Annotated in this window: 18 protein-coding genes; 10 read left to right on the forward strand and 8 right to left on the reverse strand. The window is 47.9% G+C overall.

Annotated elements, in window-relative coordinates; genetic code table 11:
* Positions 1–81: 81 nt before the first annotated feature.
* The gene (locus TH61_RS16915) at positions 82–1,953 is read right to left on the reverse strand and encodes a S41 family peptidase (protein WP_082780416.1); all 1,872 of its coding nucleotides are present in this window, start codon (positions 1,951–1,953) and stop codon (positions 82–84) included.
* Positions 1,954–2,322: 369 nt separating this feature from the next.
* Between TH61_RS16915 and TH61_RS16920 the strand changes: the two genes are divergently transcribed.
* Positions 2,323–2,664 (forward strand): hypothetical protein, encoded by a 342-nt coding sequence (locus TH61_RS16920; protein WP_157600747.1) that lies wholly within the window; start codon positions 2,323–2,325, stop codon positions 2,662–2,664.
* Positions 2,665–3,103: 439 nt separating this feature from the next.
* On the opposite strand, the gene TH61_RS16925 is transcribed toward TH61_RS16920, so the two are convergent.
* Both TH61_RS16925 and TH61_RS16930 read right to left on the reverse strand, forming a co-directional pair.
* Positions 3,104–3,796 (reverse strand): type 1 glutamine amidotransferase domain-containing protein, encoded by a 693-nt coding sequence (locus tag TH61_RS16925; protein ID WP_066511928.1) that lies wholly within the window; start codon positions 3,794–3,796, stop codon positions 3,104–3,106.
* A gap of 25 nt (positions 3,797–3,821) precedes the next feature.
* Complete coding sequence (locus tag TH61_RS16930; RefSeq protein WP_066511929.1) at positions 3,822–4,520, reverse strand: DsbA family protein; 699 nt, start codon at positions 4,518–4,520, stop codon at positions 3,822–3,824.
* 383 nt (positions 4,521–4,903) lie between these two features.
* Here TH61_RS16930 and TH61_RS16935 point away from each other — a divergent pair, with 383 nt between their 5' ends.
* Positions 4,904–6,058: a zinc-dependent alcohol dehydrogenase gene (locus TH61_RS16935; protein WP_066511932.1), complete on the forward strand. Its 1,155-nt coding sequence runs from the start codon at positions 4,904–4,906 to the stop codon at positions 6,056–6,058.
* A 13-nt stretch (positions 6,059–6,071) separates the two neighbouring features.
* Positions 6,072–6,581: a hypothetical protein gene (locus TH61_RS16940; RefSeq protein WP_066511937.1), complete on the forward strand. Its 510-nt coding sequence runs from the start codon at positions 6,072–6,074 to the stop codon at positions 6,579–6,581.
* 91 nt (positions 6,582–6,672) lie between these two features.
* On the opposite strand, the gene TH61_RS16945 is transcribed toward TH61_RS16940, so the two are convergent.
* The 3 genes from TH61_RS16945 to dnaB form a co-directional block, all read right to left on the reverse strand.
* Positions 6,673–8,019 (reverse strand): DASS family sodium-coupled anion symporter, encoded by a 1,347-nt coding sequence (locus tag TH61_RS16945; RefSeq protein ID WP_066511939.1) that lies wholly within the window; start codon positions 8,017–8,019, stop codon positions 6,673–6,675.
* A 231-nt stretch (positions 8,020–8,250) separates the two neighbouring features.
* Positions 8,251–8,766 carry a nicotinate-nucleotide adenylyltransferase gene (locus TH61_RS16950; protein WP_066511941.1) on the reverse strand — a complete coding sequence of 172 codons (516 nt, stop codon included), beginning with the start codon at positions 8,764–8,766 and terminating at the stop codon, positions 8,251–8,253.
* 759 nt (positions 8,767–9,525) lie between these two features.
* Positions 9,526–11,103 carry a replicative DNA helicase gene (dnaB, locus tag TH61_RS16955; RefSeq protein ID WP_066511944.1) on the reverse strand — a complete coding sequence of 526 codons (1,578 nt, stop codon included), beginning with the start codon at positions 11,101–11,103 and terminating at the stop codon, positions 9,526–9,528.
* 308 nt (positions 11,104–11,411) lie between these two features.
* Between dnaB and murC the strand changes: the two genes are divergently transcribed.
* Both murC and TH61_RS16965 read left to right on the forward strand, forming a co-directional pair.
* The gene (gene murC / locus TH61_RS16960) at positions 11,412–12,794 is read left to right on the forward strand and encodes a UDP-N-acetylmuramate--L-alanine ligase (RefSeq protein ID WP_066512997.1); all 1,383 of its coding nucleotides are present in this window, start codon (positions 11,412–11,414) and stop codon (positions 12,792–12,794) included.
* Between the two features lie 123 nt (positions 12,795–12,917).
* Positions 12,918–13,733 carry a 3'-5' exonuclease gene (locus TH61_RS16965; protein WP_066511951.1) on the forward strand — a complete coding sequence of 272 codons (816 nt, stop codon included), beginning with the start codon at positions 12,918–12,920 and terminating at the stop codon, positions 13,731–13,733.
* Between the two features lie 198 nt (positions 13,734–13,931).
* On the opposite strand, the gene TH61_RS16970 is transcribed toward TH61_RS16965, so the two are convergent.
* Together TH61_RS16970 and TH61_RS16975 are read right to left on the reverse strand one after the other, a co-directional pair.
* Positions 13,932–14,357 carry a hypothetical protein gene (locus TH61_RS16970; RefSeq protein ID WP_066511953.1) on the reverse strand — a complete coding sequence of 142 codons (426 nt, stop codon included), beginning with the start codon at positions 14,355–14,357 and terminating at the stop codon, positions 13,932–13,934.
* A gap of 237 nt (positions 14,358–14,594) precedes the next feature.
* The gene (locus tag TH61_RS16975) at positions 14,595–15,395 is read right to left on the reverse strand and encodes a M48 family metallopeptidase (protein ID WP_066511955.1); all 801 of its coding nucleotides are present in this window, start codon (positions 15,393–15,395) and stop codon (positions 14,595–14,597) included.
* A 236-nt stretch (positions 15,396–15,631) separates the two neighbouring features.
* On the opposite strand from TH61_RS16975, the gene TH61_RS16980 reads away from it, so the two are divergent.
* The 5 genes from TH61_RS16980 (at position 15,632) to TH61_RS17000 (ending at position 21,185) form a co-directional block, all read left to right on the forward strand.
* A complete protein-coding gene (locus TH61_RS16980; protein WP_066511958.1) occupies positions 15,632–16,243 on the forward strand; it encodes a fumarylacetoacetate hydrolase family protein in 612 nt (203 codons plus the stop codon).
* A gap of 43 nt (positions 16,244–16,286) precedes the next feature.
* Positions 16,287–18,158 (forward strand): M23 family metallopeptidase, encoded by a 1,872-nt coding sequence (locus TH61_RS16985; protein WP_082780417.1) that lies wholly within the window; start codon positions 16,287–16,289, stop codon positions 18,156–18,158.
* A gap of 173 nt (positions 18,159–18,331) precedes the next feature.
* Positions 18,332–18,778, forward strand: coding sequence for a thioredoxin-dependent thiol peroxidase (gene bcp / locus TH61_RS16990; RefSeq protein WP_066511962.1), 447 nt, complete (start codon positions 18,332–18,334; stop codon positions 18,776–18,778).
* Between the two features lie 131 nt (positions 18,779–18,909).
* On the forward strand, positions 18,910–19,767 hold the full coding sequence (locus tag TH61_RS16995; protein WP_066511965.1) for a transketolase: 858 nt from the start codon (positions 18,910–18,912) through the stop codon (positions 19,765–19,767).
* A 113-nt stretch (positions 19,768–19,880) separates the two neighbouring features.
* Complete coding sequence (locus TH61_RS17000; protein ID WP_231862250.1) at positions 19,881–21,185, forward strand: VWA domain-containing protein; 1,305 nt, start codon at positions 19,881–19,883, stop codon at positions 21,183–21,185.
* Positions 21,186–21,189 lie beyond the last annotated feature (4 nt).

Raw genomic sequence — 21,189 nt, forward strand, 5'->3', positions numbered from 1 at the left:
GTATAACGTATAAAGCCGTTTTTGGCCTGGATTCTCAAAAACAGGCCAAAAACGGCTTTATGGATTCTGAGCTAATTACGCCTACTCTTCGGTTTCTGCTGCTTGCTCTTCCCCTTTGATCAAGGCAATGGCCTTCTGCAATAATTCGTCTTTGTTGGCTAGTACGCCTTTTAAGGTGGGTTGCGCGGGTACGTTTAGTTTAATGCCTTGGCGCTGGGTGGCCGTATTGTTGGGATAGTAGATGGCATTGCCAGAGAAGGTGGCTTCATAGCCGCCGGGTAACGGAAACTTCTTCACATCCCCGTCGGCGCCGGCGGTCTGTTCTCCCAAGGTGATGCTGTTGGGGAAGAGACGCTGCAGGCTCATGATGTTCCATTCCCCAATGCTGTGCGTGCGGCCGTTCACCAGTATAATCACTTTGCCATTGTAGACGGCCTCTTCTGGGGTAAGGGTAGCCGGGAAATAGACTTCGGGCTGGGTGAGCAAGCGGTAGGTGCCCAACTGGTATGGGTTTAACTGGTAGTAGCGCGCAAAGTAGTGGTTCTTCTTCCCGAACTTCTTATACAGGTACTGGTACACAAAGTCACTATTGTCTGGCTCGCCGCGCATGTCAAAAATTATTCCCTTGGCCCTGGAGGCTTTGTTGAGCAACGAGTCCATGAGAACGGCGTCTTCTTCTGGCGTCTCATCATTGATAAACCTATACGTGTCATCAATCTTAAAGTGCACAATGCCCTTGGCAGCATACGCCAGATTCTTGCTCTTCTTGGCCGTGGTGGTATGCTCTTTTTTGAAGAAGATGTCTATCAATTTGGCTTTGGCGGGCGTACTGGGGTTCATGAGCCTGAGGGTGGTGGAAACCTGCTCTTCGCCGCGGGTCAGGCGCACCTGCATTTTGTCATCCTCTGACCGGAACAACAGGTTATCACCCCACTCTCCTACCCTAGCCCATAAGGCTTGGTTGTTAGATACGGCCAAGACAGACTTAAGCGCGCTCACCCATTCCTCAATGGCTACGCTGTCCAGGGCCTCAATCACATCACCCCGCTTAATGTTGGATTGGCGGCAAAGCACGGGGTCAATGATAGCAGTTACAATGATTTTCTTTTCAGCTATGCGGTAGTCAAATGGCGGAAAGTAATGGTTTTTGAACAGCTTTTCGCGGTGGTGCAATTGCCTGAAAAACGAGAAAGCCTGCGTGTCATCTAGCCGCGCATTCACGGTCAGCAGCAACCGCTCATACTCCTGGCGGCTGTCGCATTTGGCAAACAGGGGGATGGCCTGCAGGATGACATCGTCCCAAGGCACATCCATGAGGTACTTGTATGGATAAAGGTAATCTACATAGGTCTTGAACTTGGCCAGGGCCAGCATTCTTAGCGGATAACTAAGATTCTCATGGGGTTTGCGCACATATTCCAGCTCGTGCGGCACGGTACCGCCATAAGGATTGTAACGCACATAGGTGTAATGGTGCTTACCACCGGTATAACGGCGCTCAAAGAGCTTCTCCAGGTGCTTCCTAATATCATTGTTCAGGTACTTGGATTTATGCCGCCAGCTATCCTCCACGTTCTTCAACAAAAACGCTCCTTTGGGATTGTCTTCCTGGGGCTTGATCTTCTCTCCTTCGGGCAGTCCAATGCTTTGCAACATAGCTTTGAAGACCGCGTTGGCCTGCTTCTCTGTTTTAGCCGAGTCTACCTTGGGCAGGTACAGAAAAAACAGGGAATCGGCTTTCAGGCGACCTTCCGCCGAGGCCGGATGGTAATACTTCACAAAGCCCCAGATGCGGTAAAAATTCAAATGCTTCTCTGTGTCTACTTCCAGACTATCCTGCGCCTGCGTTTTGTGAACACCAACTAAGCAGAAGCCCAGCAGTAATAGAAAAAGCACTCTTAAGGGTTTGAGGGAAAAACTTGCACTCATCTTGGTAGGGTACGCGTGTATCATGGGGATGGAAAAGGCCTAGGCGGTGAGCAGACGTAAATGCGTGTATAATTTGAACGGTCCAGTATTAATTCTAGCGTGCAGCTACCCGCCAATGTCTTAATATGATCACAAACCATTAGCCGAACTCTATATTACGCGCTTGTACGACAAATCTACCATTAAGTGCCATTGCTGGATTATTTTCTTTCTGATGAAAAATATTTCAACGCGAAATGCATCCGTTTTTGGCCTATTTTCTGGAAAATACGCTAAAAACGGGCACTGCTTTGTAACTAAGTTTAAAAGGAATTTGTAAGCGGCAGTGGCTTTAGCATTATATTTGCAGTAGTGTTTCCTGTTTAATAGGTCACTTATTCTTAACCCCTACTCATGACTCTTAGATCAATTACTCGTCTCACGTTCTTATTGGCCCTGATGGTGGCCTCTGTGGCGTGTTCAAGCAGCAGAAAAACAGGCAGCGTCACTTCCCGTTTTCCGGGTGGCGTAAAACGAGAAGGCTCTGAGCGTAGCTCGCGGTATCCAGACGGCTTCCCTATTCCACTGCCAGGCTCCTCAACATCATCTACCAAAGGCATGCCTCCGGGACAAGCCAAGAAAGTATACGGTGACAAGTCTGCCAAAGCGTATGCCCCTGGGCAGCAGAAGAAAAAACACAACGGACAAGGCAACGGAAAGAATAAAGGAAAAGGCAAGAAGGGCAAAAAGCACTAAGCTTACCTAATCTTCCATCTTAGAAGTACTAAAGCCCTTTGTTAGAATAGCCTGTTGCAGGTTTTGTCATAACAAAGGGCTTTTTATGTGATTGATATGTAGCGACTAATTTAAAATCTGGACGAAGGAATAGGCGCTTATCTATACTTTGTTTAGAAAGCTGGCTTTCAACACCATGCCGGTACGGTTCACGCGTCCTTCAATTTAGTCTGGGTCGTTTGTTCGTCTCCTGTTCTTTTCTTTGGTGCCTCTTTAAGGGTGAGCGTGGAGCATTTCGCTTTCAGGCCTTAGACATTTCTAAGTGCATACAAACAATTTGCGTTGCGTTTACTTGCCTAGCAATCCTGCTGGTCCCCATCAAGAAAATAGCCTCCGTTTTTGGCCTATTTCCTGGAAAGTAAGCCAAAAACGAAGACTATTCACCAATGCTCCCTACAACTTAGGCTTGCTTATTTTCCTTTAAGAGAGAAATTAATTGACGGGCGGCTTCTTCTGAGGAGGCTGGGTTTTGTCCCGTAATCAGGAGACCGTCTTTGACCACATGCACGGCCCAGTCTTCTTTCTTGGAGTACTTACCGCCTTTGTTCTTCAGCTCATCTTCCAACAGGTAAGGGACTACCTGGGTTAGGCCCACTGCTTCTTCTTCGGTGTTCGTGAAACCAGTGACGTTTTTGTCCTTCACCAGCGCTTGGCCAGAGGCATCTTTAGCATTGAGCAACACGGCCGGCGCATGGCACACGGCGGCTACCGGTTTGTTGCTATTCCAGAGGGTTTCTATGAGGTTAAGAGAAGCTTTATCACTGTGCAAATCCCATAACGGGCCGTGCCCGCCTGGATAGAAGACGGCATCAAACTGGTCTGCTTGTACATCTGACAGCTTGCTGGTATTGACCAGTAGTTGCTGTAGTTCTTTGTCCTGCTTAAAACGTTTAGTGGCTTCGGTTTGATTTTCAGGGGCGTCGCTTTTGGGGTCAATGGGAGGCTGTCCGCCTTTAGGCGAAGCCAAAGTAATATCTGCGCCTGCTTCTTTAAAAACGTAGTAGGGGGCTGCAAATTCTTCTATCCAAAACCCGGTTTTCTCGCCGGTGTTTCCTAACTCGCTGTGCGAGGTCAATACCATTGCTATTTTCATACTTTGCCTTTAAGGTTGATACTAGTTAATCGCAGACGCCGTCTGGGGTACAAGTGCCGCCGGTCACCTCGCCTAGAACGGTTGGAGGCTTTTCCTCTTCCCAAACCTTGTCCAATACTTCTTTGAACAACTCGGTAGGCTGGGCGCCAGAAACCGCATATTTGTTGTTGAACACGTAAAAAGGTACCCCGCGTACGCCCACTTGCTGTGCCCGAATGAAATCTTCCTGCACTTCTTGTAGGTAGGTCTGTTTGGTTAATGCTTCTTTGATTTCTGGGCCATCCAACCCTATTTCTTCGCCCAATCTAACTAGCGTGTCTATGTCACCAATATTTTGACCTTGGGTGTAATAGGCGGCAAACAGGCGCTCTTTCATTTGGTCCTGCTTTTGGTGGGTTTTGGCCAGGTGTAGCAACTGGTGCGCCAGCAGGGTATTGTTGATGACGGCGTTGTCAAAGTCATATGTTAGGCCCACCTCCTTGGCCATCTCGGCCATTTGGTCGTTCATGCGCTTGCCGTCTGCCGTGGTGCCGCCTTTGCGTTTGCCCAAGTATTCGTGCACGCTCATGCCGGGCACATGCTTCATTTCTGGGTCCAGCTGGAAGCTTCGCCAAACCACTTCTACTTTATCCTTCGGCCCGAATTGCTCCAGCGCCTTCTCAAATTTACGTTTGCCAATGTAACAGAAGGGACAAACCACATCTGACCATATTTCAACTTTCATATATCTAGATATTTGGGTTTTAGAAGTAAGAAAGGGCCAATTATCAGGCTAATTTCTAGATGCTACCGTTTCTTTTATACTAAGTTAGGTATAGAATGTTTGATAACAGGCACCCTCCCGTGCGGTAGCCCAGTATGCTTTTCTATACCATAAGCCTGTTTTCTGCATCAGTATTTATACTAAAACTCAATTTCTAGTTCATCTTTTCACTTGTGATTAGGCTCCATCTCTTAAAGCGCGCCAAGCTTACTTTAAAAATTGGTTTGAAACTTTACAGGATTAGATAAGTACAAATAGCAGCGGTTTCTGACCTATCATCGTCGGCTTGCCCGTTTTTGTCAAAGTTCATTTTGTTTCACTAAAGCCACCAGAGGAGAATACATATGTTAGCTATGAATTACCGGGGACCTCTCCGGGTCCGGATTGACGAGAAGCCTATGCCCGAAATCCTGCATCCGCAGGACGCCATTGTTCGGGTAACCCGCTCATGTATCTGTGGGTCAGATTTACACCTTTACACCGGCAACGTGCCAGATACCCGCGTAGGCATGACCTTTGGCCATGAGTTTACTGGTATCATAGAAGAAGTTGGGCCAGAGGTGACCAAAGTAAAAGTGGGTGACCACGTGTTGGTGCCCTTCAATATCTCCTGTGGTGAATGCGCTTTCTGTAAACAGGAACTGTACGGCAATTGCCATGAATCCAACTCCATGGCCACGGCGGTGGGCGCCATTTTTGGCTATTCGCATACGGCGGGTGGTTATGACGGCGGACAGGCAGAGTATGTGCGCGTACCCTACGCCAACGTAGGCCCAACCATCATCCCAGAGGGCATGGACCCAGATGATGCCGTTCTCCTAACAGACGTAGTGCCGACTGGTTATCAAGCCGCCGAGATGGCTGGTATTCAAAAAGGCGACACAGTGGTGGTATTTGGAGCGGGCCCCATTGGGATTATGGCGGCCAAATGCGCTTGGTTATTTGGCGCGGGCCGCGTGATGATCATTGACAAATTAGAGTACCGCCTTGAGTTTGCCAAAAACTACTCTCAGTGTGAGGCCTACAACTATGAATCCTTAGGCGATCCGGTGGTATTCATAAAGAAAGCTACGGATTGGATGGGCGCTGATGTGGTGATTGACGCCGTTGGGGCTGAGGCCACTGGTAATGCCCTGCAAACCATTACCGGTAGAAAGCTTCTCTTGCAGGCGGGCTCTGCCACTGCCTTGCATTGGGCCATCAACTCGGTTAAAAAAGGTGGTATCGTTTCTATTGTGGGTGTTTATGGTCCTACGGATAACCTAGTGCCAATTGGCAACGTGCTGAACAAGGGCTTGACCATTAGAGCCAATCAGGCTTCTGTGAAACGACTGTTGCCCAAATTGATTGAGCACGTGCAGGCCGGTAGGTTAAACCCTAAAGGTTTGATCACGCACCGCATTCCGTTAGAAGAAGTGTCTGAGGCGTACCGAATGTTCTCTCAGAAACTGGATGGTTGCATAAAACCAATCCTTATTCCACCAAGAGCTAATGTCTAAAGCATAACATATTATGGAAAATACAACTAGAGATTATTCTCACATCAATGGCTGGGGCATTGACGCAGACCCAAAGAATGACCCCACGTACCCCATGAAAAAGCGCACCAATGAGGAGCACCGCGGGTATAGCTGGAAACGACCAACGCAACAAGCCGAAACGGTGGAGATTCTGCAATCCATTGAGCGACCTAACCTCACGGCGGTTTTTGGAACGTCTACTCCACCCTCTGGATTGAGCGGTATGATTAGACGCATGGCCTTTAAATACAGCGAGAACGTGTACCCGCATTGGTTACCCTTGTTGCTGGCAGACCGCGTGAACGTGGTGGAAGGCTTCATTGAAGATTTCAAGAACGGAAAAGTGCCTAACATCTTCGCAGAGAAGGGCATGAAAGCCGATTTACAACACGACCGTGCCGGCCTTATCAAGAAAGCCGTGATAGGCGGTTTATTGATTGGTGGAATTGTGGCTTTTATGGCTGGCAAAAACAGCAGCAAATCCCGCAAATTAGATTACTAGATTTAGTCTACATTCATAAAAACGCCTGATGGGTACTATCCAGTCAGGCGTTTTTTTATGATATTCTCTCTAAAGTCTGGTTCTTAAAGCCTTACCTAAATAGAAAATAGAACATTGCCGTCAAAATGATGGAAAAGGTGATATTCAAAACCAGTCCTGCTTTCATCATGTCCTGCTGCGGCACATATCCTGAGGAAAAAACCAAGGCATTGGGGGGCGTGCCCACGGGCATCATAAAACCATACGTTGCGGCAATGGTAGCTGGAAGCACCAACAACATCGGGTTGATCTGCATCTGAGTGGCCATGGTGTACAAAATTGGCAGAATTAGCGCCGCACTGGCCGTATTGCTCATAAACTCAGTTAGCAGAATGCTAAACAGCACAATAATCCAAAGAAACACGATGAGCGGAATGAAATCGATCAATTCTGACACTTGCCCTACCATTAACGCACCCAATCCACTTTTATCAATCAACATACCCAAGGTAAGCCCGCCCCCGAAAAGCAAAAGCACTTCCCATTGAATGCTGTTAAGGATTTCCTCCCACGTTAAAGTGCCGGTCACAAACACCAGGAAAACAGCGATGACTGCCACCAAAGAGCTAAAGTTGTCTGCAATGTGGAAGATAGGTGCCAAATTAGCCTCAAGCAACCAAAGCAGGACTACAGCGCTAAAAATGGCACTCAAAACATAAAGAGGTTTACTACTTACTGGAAGTTCCTTCATATCAATCATCCGCAAGGTCCTGTCTGGCTTAAAATACAAGGTCAGCACTATGACCATTAACGGAAAGGTGCACAGAAAGACAGGAACGCCATACATAAGCCATTCAGAGAAGGAAATCTTGAGCAAAGCCCCTCCAATGGCATTGGGCGGGCTCCCGATCAAGGTAGTAATGCCTCCAATATTTGCGGAGTAGGCAATGCCCAACATCAAGAACTTTGACTCTGGTGACACTTTCTGCTTTTCTACCAATACCAGCATGCCCAAGCCTAAAGGAAGCATTATGGCGGCACAAGATGTATTGCTCACCCACCAGGAAACCAAGGCCGTTGCCAGCATTAAGAGTACAGATGACCTATAAAAATTTCCTTTGGCCAGTTTGGTAAGTTTTTGGGCCAGCAATTTGTCTAAAGCGTGCCTGGACAAAGCCCCCGCCAAGACAAAACCTCCCATAAACAAGAAAATCACCGGGTTGGCAAATTCCTTGAATGCCTCTTTAGGAGAACATAGCTGCAATAATACCGCTATCACCGGCACCAACAGAGCAGTTAGGGAGAGCGGAATAGCCTCCGTAATCCATAACAAGGCTACAAATACCAACAGTGCTAAGGCTTTTTGCGCATCGGGCTGCTCCAGTACCGGAAAATATAGGATCGCGCAGAATAATAGCAAGGCAATGAAAAACGCTGGAAAGTGAATCTTCTTCTCCATTGCGATTGCTATAACTTAGTGGACAGGCTTAGCTTAAATAGAAAGGTTTAAACTATTAATCCTTTACATGTATGACCCGATGAATCATTTAACTTTTACGGCATAGTAAAAAAACGGCTGCCAGTTCATAAAACTGGCAGCCGCTATTGATTTATATAGGTGGTAAAAAAGCATACATCTTTCTAATATGGTAGGTATATGCCTTTCATAACTACATGGATGGATTGGTTATTAAATTACTTCACCCTTTTCATTCATTTTCACTTTCATGCGCTTGTCTCCTTTTTCAAGTAAAAGCTTATAAGTCTTAGTAGTACCTTTCCGATCATGGAAATTTACTAAGTACACGTCCTCTGCTATGCGCCAACCGGGATATTTCTGCAACGCAGACTGTCCAACTGCTTTTGGCAAGACGGTGTTTTTAAACTTTTCGGCAGTGCGCAATAGCTTACCTTCACTGTCATAGGCCGCTAATATTTTGCCCTCAGGCAGCTCAAATGTGACTAGATAGGTGTTGTATTCGTCTTCAAAGTATTTAGGATCTTTCACATCAAAGACGGCAGCCTCTTGCTGTAAACGTCTTACTGGTTCAGCTACTTCTTTATTATCTACAGAACTTAGGTACTTATAATTAACTGCACCTACTTTTACTTCAGGGAAGACAATTTGTCCATAACTGAATGACGGAAAACCGAAGATAATGGCGGCAAGGGTGGCAATCACAACTAAAATTTTAGACCGTTTCATGGCTTTAAATTTTAAATTACATAGGATATAGGTAGGATGTCATTCATAAACTGAACATTAAAATTCAGCAAGAGCAAGCGTTCTGTCAGGGATACAGATACAATTGCCAATTCAATCAAAGCTTCTGTTTTGAACAGCTATTGGGGCCAAGCAAGACAACCCAATTACTGCCAGTTTAGAAAAATTGACGAATGTTAGACCAATTACCGCATCAACCCAATTAGGGCAAGGGAATTGAAAGATTGGATGGAACCTACGCGCTAAGAACAAGCGGTAGAACAATGTTAAGAAAAGGAAATGCTCCTTTTTTGAAACTCACAAGGAAACTACTTTCAGCCTTCATGCACTTAAAGCAATTTTCCCTGTCACTGGCATTCTTTTCACTCCAGATCTTACATCAAAGACATAAAATCCCTTTCAAAGCTGAAACCACTAAAGCTATTTATCTCTAGAAGTACCTAGCGGTCTCATTTCTTTCTTATACGTATTTTACGCATAATTGATAGTACTTTTTACTAAATTTTCTATAACACTTGTGTACTAGGGGTTCTAGGAGCATCCTATTATAAGCTTATCTAACATCATATGAATATGATCACCGCAACAAACAATAATGAGTCATTTATAAAGGAGCATCTTGATTAGTTTTGGACTTTATTAATCATCGTTTTTGAGCTGTTTTCTGTAAAACAGGCCAAAAACGACAAGCGCCACTCCCTTATGCAGGAAGTGGCACTTGTGTTTTTAAATATCATGTTCTTAGAAAGGAGGCGCGTCATCAAAGCCTGACGGTGGGAAGCCGCCGCCGTTGTCATTCACTTTACTGCCTAAGCGTATGGTGTTAGGCCCGCCGGCCGGGCTAGGACCGTCAAAGTCTGAGGTTGGGAAGCCGTGCCCGCTGTCAAAACCAGCACCACCGCCAAAGCCGTCCTCCAGATTACCGAACTTTGTGTACTTGCCTATGAATTTGAGGGCTACGCTACCCACCTCACCATTCCGGTGCTTGGCAATGATTACTTCGCCTACACCCTGGGTTGGGTTGCCCATCTCGTCTTCAGTGATGCCGTAATACTCAGGGCGGTATAAGAACAATACCATGTCCGCATCCTGCTCAATGGAACCAGATTCACGTAAATCTGAAAGCATGGGTTTCTTATCACCACCACGCGTCTCCACGGCACGGCTCAACTGCGAAAGAGCAATCACCGGCACGCTCAATTCCTTGGCCAATTGCTTGAGAGCTCGTGAGATAGAGGCAATCTCCTGTTCACGGTTTCCGCCGCCTTTGCCTTCGGTGTTGCCGCTCATCAACTGTAAGTAGTCAATGATGATCATCTGGATGTCATGCTGGGCTTTCAAGCGGCGGCACTTGGTCCGGAGCTCCCTGATGGAAAGGCCAGGCGTGTCATCAATAAAGATAGGTGCCTGGCTCAGCTTGGTGATTTTATGGTTCAGCTGGGTCCACTCGTAGTCTGCCAGGTTTCCTTTTTTGATCTTCTCGCCTTCCAGCTCGGCCTCGGCAGAAATCAAACGATTCACCAGCTGAATGGAGGACATCTCCAGAGAGAAGATAGCCACACCTTTACCAAAGTCCACAGCAGCGTTGCGCATGGCACTTACCACGAACGCCGTCTTACCCATGGCAGGACGTGCTGCCAAAATCACCAAGTCGGACTGCTGCCAGCCTGAGGTCACTCTATCCAGTGCATTGAAACCACTTGGTACGCCCGTCAACCCTTCTTTTTGGCTTTTCTTGGCCTCCAGTTCCTTGATAGCTTTGTGCATCAAGGACTGCATGTCGTCAAAGTTCTTTCTAATGTTGCTCTCAGACACCTCAAACAACTTTGCCTCAGTGCTGTCTAACAGGTCAAACACGTCGGTGGTGTCTTCATAGGCGCGGCCCAGGACTTCAGAAGAAATGCTGATGAGGTCGCGCTTGATGGCCGCCTCTGTGATGATTCGGGCGTGAAACTCTATGTTGGCCGCCGAGTTGACGCGCGTGGTGAGTTGCGTCACGTAAAAGGCACCGCCTACAAACTCCAGTTCGCCCTGCTCGCGCAGCTCCTGGGTAACTGTTAGGATATCAATGGGTTCTGATTTGTCAAAGAGGCTCAGAATGGCCTTAAAAATGCGCTGGTGCGCGTCTTTGTAAAAGCTTTGGGGCTTTAAAAGGTCAATAACCGCCGTCAGGGCGTCTTTTTCCAGCATGAGCGCACCCAACACCGCTTCCTCCAGCTCAAGAGCCTGGGGCGGAAGCTTTCCTAAACCCGGCGACATGGTTTGCTTGGGGGTCCAAGGTGCCTTGCCTCTGGTCGCTTTCGTTTTCATCTCCTCCATACTAGCAAATGTAAGGAAACAACGCACTCAGGTAATCCACAAAAACGGCCACTTATTCACAATTTCTATAGTAGCAAGAAGAAGTAATTCTATTTCAGAAGATTGTCGTTTTTGGCCTGTTTCTGAGAAATCAGGTCAAAAACGACAATCTTAGTTCCTTTTCCTGATGTCATATTACTTATTACCGTTCATTGCTCACTGTCCTGCTATTCCCAAATTTGTGCCTGCATATCCAAAAATCCGTAAGGTGGCAAGGGGTGGCACGTGTACAGAAATTAGTACATTTGCTCTCTTTGAATTTGGACGGCATGAGTACAACAGCATACAAGCACATTCACATGATAGCCATTGGCGGTAGCATTATGCACAACCTGGCGCTGGCATTGCACCGGAAGGGCCTGAAGGTCACCGGTTCTGATGATGAGATTTTTGAACCTGCCAAAGGCCGCTTGGCCGCCGACGGACTCCTGCCCGAGGCCGAGGGCTGGTTCCCAGAAAAGCTGCATGACAAACCAGATGCTGTGATTGTGGGCATGCACGCCCGTCCAGATAACCCCGAGCTGCTGTACGCCCAGGAGCATAACATTCCCATCTTCTCGTTCCCGGAGTTTATCTATGAGCAGTCCAGGAACAAACAACGCATTGTCATAGCGGGCAGCCACGGCAAAACGTCCATCACGTCCATCATTTTGCACGTGCTCAAGTACCACAACCGCTTGTTTGACTACGCGGTAGGCGCCCAGCTGGAAGGCTTTGACCTGATGGTGAAACTCACCGAAGAAGCACCCATCATTATCATTGAAGGCGATGAGTACCTCTCCTCTCCTTTTCAACGCGTACCCAAAATTCATAAATACCACCACCACATTGGCGTGATTTCTGGCATCAGCTGGGACCACATCAACGTGTTCCCCACCGAGGAGAACTACCGCGAGCAGTTCAAGATATTCGTGGACATGACGCCCAAGGCTGGTACGCTCATCTACAACCAGGATGACGAGCAGGTGCAGGAAGTGTGTGTACCCAACAATTCTGATGTGAATTATATTGGCTACACCATTCATGAGCACAAAATCAAGAAGAGCGGCAAAACCATCCTGAAGACCAAGAAGGACGACGTAGAAATTCAGCTGTTCGGGGAGCACAACCTACGCAACATCTCGGCGGCCAAGGAAGTCTGCAAGCAGATAGGCATCAAAGGACAAGCCTTCTATGAGGCATTGGCCACGTTCAAAGGCGCAGCCAGAAGACTAGAGAAGATTGGGGAGAACGAGCACACGCTGGTGTATAAGGACTTCGCGCACGCACCTTCTAAACTGAAAGCCACTTCTGAGGCCCTAAAGAAGCAATACCCAGAACGCCAATTGATTGCCTGCCTGGAACTACACACCTTCAGTAGTTTGAACAAGGATTTTCTACCGCAGTACAACGGCACTTTCCTGTCGCCGGACGTGAAGATTGTGTACTTCAACCCGAAGACGCTGGAGCACAAGCGCATGCCGGCTTTGGACCCCGCAGACTTGAAGAAAGCGTTTGGCGACGAGGGAATTGAAGTCTACACTGACAGCCAGGAACTGAAGGACTTCTTACTGAGCAACAACTGGAAGGACAAAAACCTGTTGATGATGACGTCAGGCAACTTCGGGAACCTGGACCTGCAGCAACTGGCAGACACCATCACAACTTCCTAAGTTAGGACCATAAACATTTCTCAGGCTCACTACTACGTGGGCCAGAGAATATTCAAAAATATCTATCCAAGAAGACGCAAATTCCAGGGAATCTGTGTAACATCAGCGTTCAAACCAGTGCCTATGAAATTACACCTACGCAAGCCCATTGTCTTCTTTGACCTTGAAACCACCGGCGTTGACATCTGCAAGGACCGCATCGTGGAGATAAGCATGTTAAAGGTTTTGCCGTCTGGCGAGGAGATTCTCCAAACCAAGCGGGTGAACCCTACCATCCCTATTCCTATTGAGTCTAGCATGATCCACAAGATCTACGACGATGACGTGGCTCATTGCCAAACCTTCGCGCAATTGGCCCGGGGCTTGGACGACTTCTTGAAGGGCTGTGATTTGGGTGGCTTCAACCTGATTAAATTTGACATACCCTTGCTGGCCGAGGAGTTCTTGCGCGTAGACATGGACTTTGACATTGAGAACCGCTCTATTGTGGATGTTTGCCGCATTTTCCACCAGATGGAGCAGCGCACCCTCTCTGCCGCTTACAAGTTCTACTGTGACAAACCACTGGAGAATGCCCACTCTGCAGAGGCAGACACCATTGCAACTTATGAGATCCTAAAGTCACAACTGGAGAAATACGAAGGCGTTCCCCTTCCCGGGGCCGAGGACCAGGCCAAATTTCCAGTGCAGAATGACATGCAGCAGCTGCACCAATTCACGTTCCAAAAAACCGCAGATTTGTCCGGTCGCATTGTGTTTAACAACGCAGGTGTGGAGGTCTTCAACTTCGGTAAACATAAGAACGTCTCTGTAGCCGATGTGCTTAAAAAAGAGCCTAGCTACTATGACTGGATGATGAAAGGCGATTTTCCGCTTTATACCAAGAAAGTACTTACCCGTATTAAACTGCGCGGTGCCTTGCAGCAAACCACTTTTTAGATTCAATACATTAGATTCAATTTGTTTTTGGCCTGTTTTCCAGAAAAAAGGACAAAAATGGAGAGGCAGCTTCCTACCAGAAGCGGCCTCTTCGTTTTTATATTCATGAGTTGGATGGAATCTACTAATTCACCATAATTTTTACCTTGATATTCAAAAGGACTTAGTGTTTTTCACCTAGATTCATAGAAGCGTTTATCATGCTTCTGAGCCCAACAACCAGTAATGGGCTGCGGCTTCGTCTAAGAAGATATTGGTTTTTAAGTGCATGTTCAGGGATGCGTCTGCCTGCACCATCTCCCCAATGCGGTAAATGTCCATTAGGTTATAACTGGCTTGGTTTAAAATATAGGAGATGTAGAGGGCATGGTCTTTGGGCATAGTAGCATACACCTTCTGAAACAGGAAATTCTGGTCAGAGATGTCCAAGTACTGGACTTTACGGCTGTCAGAAAGCAGGTATTGGATTTGCCTTTCCATGACAAACTGGACTATGAGCAAGGCGGCTTCCCTAAACTGCGCACTTCTTGGATGTTTAAGCCATGTAACTTTCATAAACCGTTTGGCTGGGTCCTCTTCTGCCAGAATAGTCTCATCTTTGTAAATTTGAACAAGCTTGGTCATACTAAGTGCGCATTTGTCAATCCATCTTTTTTGGCAGCCAATTTTATGTCTGGGAACAATCAGTATATACGTATAAAGCAAGAGAAGCCGCCCGTTTTACACGGGCGGCTTCTCTTGCTTTATAACTTGTCAAGACTTCTTTTAAAGAAGAGCCTTTTACTTGGCTTTATCAGATTTTAGCAACAGGGCCATGAGCACTGCTCCAAAAACAAACCATTTGCTAGGGGCTTTCATGGCTTATCGGCCTTTGTAATATTTCTTGGCTTCTGGCAAGTGCTTCTGAATGTTGCTGATACGGGTCTCGCTGCTAGGGTGAGTGCTTAAGAACTCAGGAGTGCCGCCGCCGCCGTTGGCCGCCATACGCTGCCAGAAAGAAAGAGCCGCTTCTGGGTTGTAACCAGCCATGGCCATGAAGATCAAGCCTAATTGGTCGGCCTCAGATTCTTGGTCACGTCCGTATTTCAACATCCCTACGCCGGTACCAATACCGTACACCACGTTGGCTACCTCTTGGGCAGCGCCAGACTTGGCTCCTACCACGGCACCTAATGCGGCACCACCGTACTGCTGGGCCATCTGCTGGCTAATACGCTCATTAGAGTGCTTGGCAATAGCGTGGGCAATCTCGTGGCCCATTACTACAGCCAGGCCTGTCTCATCCTGTGTGATAGGCAGAATACCAGTATAGACCGCAGTTTTACCTCCCGCCATGGCAAAGGCGTTTTGCTGCTTGTCATCCTGAATCAGGTTGAACTCCCACTGGTAGCCTTCTAGTTGGGCAGAAAACCCGTTAGCCGACATGTACTGCTCCACGGCGCGCTGCACCCGCTGGCCCACGCGTTTCACCATGGCCGTTTGCGAGGCGTTGGTAGACAGTTTGCTTTGTTTTATGGTCTCATCATATGCCTGGAAAGACATAGCAATTACTTCTTGGTCGCTCACAAGGGACAATTGTCTACGCCCGGTAATTGGAACAGTAGAACAACCAACGGTAAGCAACACAGTCAAGGAAAGTATTGCGGTTTTTAAGGTATTCATAGTATGTATAGGGTTAAGTGATACAAAAGCTGAGTTCCCAGCGACATTCACAGCCGTTACGTAGGAGCGTACCCATATACGTAGGTACGGTCACAAAGTGTTGTTGCCACAAGATTCAGCCGCAAATCTATTTTATCCTATATACAATTCCATGCCAATTTTTGAGAATCAGGCAGATTGCACTTCTAAGATTCCCTCTCACAGGTATTTCCCTTATCTTTGGAAATAAAAAAGATATGAAAATACTAGCCATAGGACGCAATTACGCAGAACACATCGCTGAACTCCAGAACGAAGTGCCAGATGAGCCGGTCATCTTTTTTAAACCAGACACGGCAATTCTGCGCCACAATGAGCCGTTCTATTACCCAGACTATAGCACAGACATCCATTATGAAGTAGAGCTGGTGCTGCGTGTGGGCAAGGAAGGCAAGAACATCCAGGCTAAGTTCGCTGACAAGTACATTGATGGGCTGGGAATTGGGATTGATTTTACCGCCCGTGACCTGCAGTCCAAAGCCAAAGCCAAGGGATTGCCATGGACGCTGGCCAAAGGATTCAACGGTTCTGCCCCTGTTTCTGACATGCTGCCTATTGAGGATTTCCCGGCTTGGGACAACATCAACTTTGGCTTGAAGGTGAACGGCGAGCTAAAACAGCAAGGCAACTCTGGGATGATGATCCATAACTTTGGGGCTATCCTGGCGTACATGTCGCGGTTCATCACGCTTAAAAAAGGTGATCTTATTTTTACCGGTACGCCGGCAGGGGTTGGCCCCATTCAAATTGGAGACCGGTTAGAGGCGTTTGTAGAAGATAAAACCATATTGAATTTTGAAGTTAAATAGATTTCGTCCCCTTATTATAGCTTACCTGGTAGGAAGTGGCACCATGGCCTTGGCACAGGCTCCGGCCGCCGCTCCAGCTACCACGGCGCCCACGCCGGCCGTTAGTCCGCTGTTTTTCCCTATCAAACCAGGCACCCAGAACTACTTGTCCGGGAGCATGGGCGAGATACGTCCCAACCACTTTCATGGAGGTATAGACATTAAAACGGATGCCCGCATTGGCCTACCCGTGTACGCCGCCGAGGATGGCTACATATCCCGCATTAAGATATCCAGCTACGGGTATGGTTGGATGATGTACATCACGCATCCCAACGGTTTGGTCACTACCTATGCGCACTTAAACCATTTCATTCCTACCATTGCCCAGTACATGCTGCAGGTGCAATACCAAAAGCAGGCCTTTGACGTGGAAGTGAACTTACCAGAGACCCAGTTCCCGGTGAAACGAGGCGACATCATTGCCTATTCTGGAAACACGGGTGGTTCTGGTGGCCCACATTTGCACTTTGAGGTACGTGATAAAAACGACAAACTGTTTAACCCTTTGCGCTACACTTTCGCTGAAATAAAAGACAACGTGGCGCCCACGGTTTATAACTTCGCGCTGGTGCCGCAGGGCATCAAGTCACGGGTGCAGGGACAGTACCAGCGCAAAATGTTTACGCCCGTGAAGCAGGGTAATGTCTACACCTTGGCAGACACCATCTCGGCGGCAGGCTTACTTGGGCTGGAGATTCAAGCCATTGACCAGTATGACGGTGCCACCAATAGAAATGGCGTGCAAGCCATGGAGTTGACCGTGAACGGTCAGACAATTTACAAGCACAACATTGACGGCGTTCCTTTTGATTTGCAGCGCCAGGTTTCTGCGCACATAAATTACCAGGAATTGAAACTGAGCAACAAAGCCTTCCAGCGGTTGTATGTGGCAGATGGCAACGTGCTGCCGCTCTATGAAACGGACAAAAGCAAAGGCAAATTCAACATTGAAGAAGGCAAGGTCTATGAAGTACTAATTGATCTGTCAGATTCCTATAAAAACACGGCTCAGCTTCGGTTTATGATGCGCGGCGAAAGCAATGGCTATTACAGCAACGGCACGCCCAAAGTCACTGTACCTAAGATTAATTATGAAGTGCTGGAAAGCATTTTAAAGGTAACCGTGGCTGATACCGCTAAAACCGCCAGAAACCTGGATCTGTACATTGGCAATTACAAATACGCGGTCATTCCCTCTTACACCACAGCAGCGGGATCTGTGTACCTCTATAACCTGATTGGTGGCCTCCCTGATTCAGTGGACCTTGGCGGTACCAAAGCGCGCTTTAAGTTTGAGCAAACAGTGCCACCCAATACAGAACTGTTTTACTCTAACCGCTACCTGGACATCACCTTCCAAAAGGAGTCTTTGTATGACACACTCTATTTGCAGACCAGCCAGGATGCCCAAGACGTAGTGAGCATCAACAATCCGTTGACCACGCTTTTCAAACCGGCCAAAGTAACCATCAGGCCCAAGAACATTCCAGCAGACAAGTCCAAGGCGGCGGTGTATGGTTTGGGCTGGGGAAAGTCTACGGGCTTTTTGGGCGGCACCTGGAACGGCGATGCCATCACCTTCTCAGCACGGGATTTTGGCAAGTTCAAGGTATTGAGCGATACCGTGGGCCCCACCGTGAAGCTGGTGCAGAAATCTCCTTCTCAAATCAGTTTTAAAGTTTGGGACAACCTGTCTGGCATGGCTTCCTGGCGCTGCGAGGTGAACGGCCAATGGGTCCTATTGAAATGGGAACACAAAAACTCCACCCTTACCTCAGAGCGTCTAGATAAAACTGTACCTTTGTCTGGAGACGTGGTGCTCACGGTCAAAGACGCCATGGGCAATGAGACCGTGTACCGCACTAAAATCTAAGTTAAGTGTTAGGAGTTAAAAGTTATGAGTTAAAAGTTGGTCTAACAAAAACCGTTTTTAGCTTAGTTTCTGGAAAACAGGCCAAAAACGGCATTTGGAGTTCCACTTTCAAACACATGCTTTTACACAACAATAACTCTTAACTCATAACTTTTAACTCCTAACTAACACACATGCTAGAAGTCGGGAATGTAGCCCCAGATTTTGAGGTAAAGGACCAAGATGGAAACTTGGTGAAGCTGAGCCAATTCAGAGGCAAGAAAGTGGCCCTTTACTTCTACCCGAAGGATGACACCTCGGGCTGTACGGCCCAGGCCTGTGACCTGCGCGACAACTACCAGATTCTGCTGGACAAAGGCTACGTGGTCTTGGGCGTGAGCATAGACAGCGAGAAATCTCACCAGAAGTTCATTCAGAAATACGACCTCCCCTTCCCGCTACTAGCAGACACGGAGAAAGAAGTAGTAGAGAAATACGGTGTGTGGCAGGAGAAGAGCATGTACGGCCGCAAATACATGGGCACCATGCGCTACACCTTCGTGATAGATGAGGACGGGATTATCCAGGACATCATCAAAAAGGTGGACACCAAAAACCACGCCGCCCAATTGCTAAAATAACCCAAAGGCCATCTGCCCCAGAAGCAGATGGCCTTTCCCGTTTTTGGCCTCCTTTCCAGAAAACAGGCCTAAAACGAAATTAAAAGGAACATCTTCAAATTTTCAAATCGTCTAATCTTCAAATCTATAAAATGAACCCTTTCAATTACAATCCTGAGCAGTTGCATGACGTGGCCCACCAGGTAAGAAGAGACATTGTTAGAATGGTACACGCCGTGAACTCCGGTCACCCGGGTGGTTCTTTGGGCTGTACTGAGTTCTTGGTGTCTTTGTACTTTAGAGTAATGGACCACAAGTCTGAGTTTAACATGGACGGCTCCAACGAGGACCTTTTCTTCTTGTCCAATGGTCACATCTCACCGGTTTGGTACAGCGTATTAGCTCGCTCTGGTTACTTTGACGTGAAAGAATTGGCCACGTTCCGTAAGCTGAATTCACGCTTGCAAGGACACCCTGCTACCGAGGAAGGTTTGCCCGGCATCAGAATCGCGTCTGGTTCATTAGGTCAAGGCTTATCTGTAGCCACCGGCGCGGCGCAGGCCAAGAAAATGAACAATGATGACAAGTTGGTATACGTGTTGATGGGCGACGGTGAATTGGAGGAAGGCCAGATCTGGGAAGCCGCCATGTACGCCGCTCACCACAAAGTAGACAACCTCATTGCCACCGTAGACTACAACGGCCAGCAGATTGATGGTCCAGTAGACGCCGTAATGAGCCTGGGCAATCTGCGCGCCAAGTGGGAAGCCTTCGGGTGGAAAGTATTGCATTGCGAGAACGGAAACGACTTTGTGCAACTGGTTCCTGTCTTGGAGCAAGCCAAAGCCTTGACCGGTAAAAAACAGCCTATTATCATCTTGATGAACACGCAAATGGGTTTCGGGGTGGACTTCATGATGGGTTCACACAAATGGCACGGCGTGGCACCAAACGACGCTCAGTTAGAGCAAGCCTTGGTACAGCTGTCTGAAACCCTGAACGACTACTAGTCTCTTATTAAGTAGGTTTACTGCCCATGGCTTTGTCGCGCGCTTTGTATAGTTGTCTGCTCTGTCTCCTGCTCTGCGGGATGGCGGTGCCGACGTCTGCGCAAAACAAAGCGGTGGCTCTCAAGAAAACGCGTCTGCTGTTTCTCTTAGATGCCTCGGGTAGTATGCAAGCCAAATGGGAAGAAAGCACGCGCTGGCAGGTGGCCAAAACCATGCTCGCTAAGATGGCGGACTCCCTGGACTCGTACGGAAACTTGGAGATTGCCTTGCGGGTGTACGGGCACCAAAGCGCGGTGGCCTTGAAGAACTGCAAGGACTCTAAGCTGGAGGTACCGTTTGCGCCTAAGAACGCGAAAGCCATCAAGCAGAAGTTACAGACCATCACGCCCAAAGGCAACACGCCCATCACGTATTCTCTGCAACAGTCGGCTAATGATTTTCCGGTGAGCGACAACGTACGCAATGTGGTCATCATCATCACAGACGGTGTGGAGAGTTGCGGCGGTGACCCTTGTGCCACGTCTATTGCCTTGCAGAAAAAGCGCATCTTTTTAAAGCCGTTCATCATTGGCTTAGGCGACGACCCTGAGTACATGAAGGCGTTCAGTTGCATGGGGCAGTTCTACAATGCCTCAGACATCAGCACTTTCCGGAAGGTCTTGGACAACGTGATTTCCATCGCGCTCAAGAAAACTACCGTCACGGTGCAGTTAACCGATGAGGCGGGCAAGCCGGTGGAGACCAACGTGAACATGACCTTCTTGAACAACGTCACCGACCACCCCGAGTACAACTTTGTGCACTATATGGACGCAAACGGCAAGGCTGACGCGGTAGAAGTAGACGCTTTGCTCAGCTATGACCTGGTGGTGAACACTATTCCGGCAGTGATGGTGCGCAACTTGGACATTAAGCCCGGGCAGAACAATGTCATCAAAGTAAAGGCACCGCAAGGCTCTCTTTTTTTACAGCAGATTGCGCCTACGGCCTACGGACGAGTGGATGCTTTAATTAGGCCGAAAGGCAGTACCGCTTTGTTACAACCTCAGCCGTTCCCTAGCAAGGTCAAGTACTTGGCAGGCGCTTATGACGTGGAAATGCTCACCTTGCCTAGGATCAAAGAGCAAATTACCATCAAGCAAGGCCAAACCACGGTGCTCAACTTTCCGGCGCCCGGCATCATGAGCGTGACCCAGGCCCTTTCTGGCTACGGTAGTTTATATGTGCTGGAAGCCGAAGGAAGCCAGCGCTGGATTCAAAACCTCCCCGAGACGGGCAGTAAAATTAATTTACCTTTACAACCGGGCCGTTACCGGCTGGTATTCAGAGTAAAGAACGCCAGCAGTAGCAAGTTCACAGATGTAAAGGACTTTACCATTAAATCTAATCAAACCACCACGGTTAAACTTTTCAATTAATAGG

The organism is Rufibacter sp. DG15C, from assembly GCF_001577755.1.
Lineage (GTDB): Bacteria > Bacteroidota > Bacteroidia > Cytophagales > Hymenobacteraceae > Nibribacter.